General features: G+C 51.6%; 4 protein-coding genes. 1 reads left to right on the top strand and 3 read right to left on the bottom strand.

The window, feature by feature from the left end; all coding sequences use genetic code 11:
* The 3 genes from eno to argB form a co-directional block, all read right to left on the bottom strand.
* The coding region (gene eno / locus ACTHUM_RS11120) for a phosphopyruvate hydratase (RefSeq protein WP_440402895.1) at positions 1-661 on the bottom strand (661 nt) is incomplete at its 3' end.
* Between the two features lie 40 nt (positions 662-701).
* Entirely contained in the window at positions 702-860 is a 159-nt protein-coding gene (locus ACTHUM_RS11125; protein ID WP_159068336.1) for a hypothetical protein, read from the bottom strand.
* Between the two features lie 62 nt (positions 861-922).
* A complete protein-coding gene (argB, locus tag ACTHUM_RS11130) occupies positions 923-1,810 on the bottom strand; it encodes an acetylglutamate kinase (protein ID WP_107791803.1) in 888 nt (295 codons plus the stop codon).
* A gap of 174 nt (positions 1,811-1,984) precedes the next feature.
* Here argB and ACTHUM_RS11135 point away from each other — a divergent pair.
* Positions 1,985-2,849: M14 family metallopeptidase (locus tag ACTHUM_RS11135; RefSeq protein WP_440402896.1), on the top strand; the 865-nt coding region annotated here is incomplete at its 3' end.

The raw sequence follows: 2,849 nt of genomic DNA on the forward strand, positions 1-2,849 counted from the left end.
GTTGCAGGGCTTCTTTGTGGCTGTTCAGGTTAGGTGCGAAACCGCCTTCGTCGCCCACGGTAGTTGGGAAGCCTTTGGCATCACACAGTTTTTTCAGTGCGTGGAAAATTTCGGCGCCGCAACGCAGGGCTTCGCGGAAAGATTTTGCGCCGACAGGCATAATCATGAATTCTTGGATGTTCAGGCTGTTGTTGGCATGTTCGCCGCCGTTGATAACGTTCATCATTGGAACAGGCAGAGCCATTGGGCCTGCGCCGCCCAAGTAACGATACAGAGGCAGGCCTGCATCTTCAGCGGCTGCGCGTGCTACGGCCATAGAAACGGCCAAAGTGGCGTTGGCACCCAAGTTGCCTTTGTTTTCAGTACCGTCCAATTCGATCATGATTTGGTCGATATAAGATTGTTCGTTGGCATCGATACCGATGAGGGCTTGCGCGATTTGGTTGTTGACGTGGTCAACGGCTTTCAATACGCCTTTGCCTAAGTAACGGGATTTGTCGCCGTCACGCAGTTCCAAAGCTTCTTTTTGGCCGGTTGATGCGCCGCTAGGTACGGCCGCGCGTCCCATAACGCCGGATTCCAACAATACGTCACACTCTACGGTAGGGTTGCCGCGGGAGTCCAAAATTTCGCGTGCAAAAATATCAACGATTGCGCTCATGAATATCTCCAAATAGGATGGTAAAAGAAAAGTAGCTTTGTTACGTTTCAGACGGCCTTAAGGATGATTGCCAAAGTCTGATGAATGCAGACATTATACCGTCTTTGCCAAGTATGGCATCGGAGTCGGCATGAAACCGACTGTAAGTTTGTTTCACGTCAATATCGCTCAAACAAATATAAGCCGTATAGTGTAACATTTTTTACCCTTTTTAGGGTGAAAAGCTGATTAAATAAGGCATAAGGCCGTCTGAAAAGCGGATTAGCCTGCTCCCAAAATCATCGAGCCTACACCGTCATCGGTCAGCACTTCCAAGAGCAGGGCGTTGGGAACGCGGCCGTCTATGATATGCGTGGCTTTGACACCGCTTTTGGCGGCTTCGACGGCAGAGGCAATTTTAGGCAGCATGCCGCCGTACAGCGTACCGTCTTCAATCAGTTCGTCAATGCGGCTTGGCGTCAGGGTGGTCAATAATTTGCCTTCTTTATCCAGTACGCCGGGGATATTGGTCATCATCAGCAGTTTTTCAGCTTGAAGTTTTTCCGCCAGTTTGCCGGCAACTAAGTCGGCATTAATGTTGAACGCTTCGCCGTTTTGGCCTACGCCGATGGGGGCGATGACCGGAATGCAGCCGCGCTCAACCAAACCTTCCACCAAACGGGTGTCGATGTCGGCCACGGTGCCGACTTGACCGATGTCCACACCTTTTTGTTCGGGCGTATCGATCAGGAGTTTTTCCGCTTTGATGAAGTGGTTGTCCCGGCCGGTAATGCCGACGGCGCGACCGCCGAAGGTGGTAATCATAGAAACGATTTCTTTATTGACGTGTCCGCCCAAAACCATTTCTACGATGTCCATGGTTTCGCTGTCGGTCACGCGCATGCCTTGAACAAATTCCCCTTTTTTGCCGACTTTTTCCAACATTTCATTGATTTGTGGACCGCCGCCGTGAACGATGACGGGATGCAGGCCGATTAGTTTGAGCAGGACGACATCGCGTGCGAAACCCTCTTTTAAGGCAGGTTCGGTCATGGCATTGCCGCCGTATTTGATGACGATGATGGAGCCGGAAAAACGGCGGATATATGGTAAAGATTCGGCAAGGACGCGCGCTTTGATGGCAGGGGAGACAGATTGTTGCTGGGTCATGGTTTCTACCTTGTTTCATGATTTCGGCCTTTATCTTAATCCCAAAGGCCGTCTGAAACAATATTTCCAGGCGCTTGAAATCCTGTTAAATCAGTTAAATGGTTGAAACCAGCCTCATGCAAACGGTAAAATGACGGTTTGCTTCGGCCTCTTCGCCGATTACTAAGGATACCCATGATGAAAATCAGCACCCAATTCGATGCCGGTTCGGTCGTTGTCAAAGACTTGAGCAACCCTGCCGATATCCGCCTCGCCCTGCGTCCCGACAATGCTTCGGAGTTTGCCCAATGGTTTTACTTCCGTTTGCAGGGTGCGGCCTATCAAAACTGCGTGATGCATTTTGAAAATGCGGCGGACGCTGCGTATCCTTTGGGCTGGGAGGACTATCAGGCTTGCGCCTCTTACGACCGCCAAAATTGGTTCCGCGTGCCGACCAGCTACGAAAACGGCGTGTTGACCATCAATCATACGCCTTTGTCCAACAGCGTTTACTACGCTTATTTCGAGCCTTATTCCAACGATCAGCATTTGAACCTTTTGGGCGATGCGCAGGGCAGTGGCTTGTGCCGTATCGACGATTTGGGCAGCACTGTTCAAGGCCGCGATATTAATCTGTTGACCATCGGCAACCAAGTCGAAAGCGACATGAAAGTCTGGATTATCGCCCGACAGCATCCGGGCGAAACCATGGCGGAATGGTTTGTCGAAGGTTTGCTGGGCCGTCTGCTTGATCCGCAAGATCCGACCGCGCGCATGCTGCTTGACCGTGCGACTTTCTACATTGTGCCGAATATGAATCCGGACGGTTCGGTTTTGGGTAATCTGCGCACCAATGCCGCCGGCGCCAACCTCAACCGCGAATGGGAAACCCCGACTTTGGAGCGAAGCCCCGAAGTCTTTACCGTCCGCGAGAAAATGATGGAAACCGGCGTGGATTTGTTCTTGGATATTCACGGCGATGAAGGTCTGCCGTTTGTCTTTGTGGCCGGTACCGAAGGCGTGCCGAACTACAACGAGCGCATCGAAGCCTTGGAAGACC

Source organism: Neisseria sp. P0021.S006 (genome assembly GCF_051956895.1).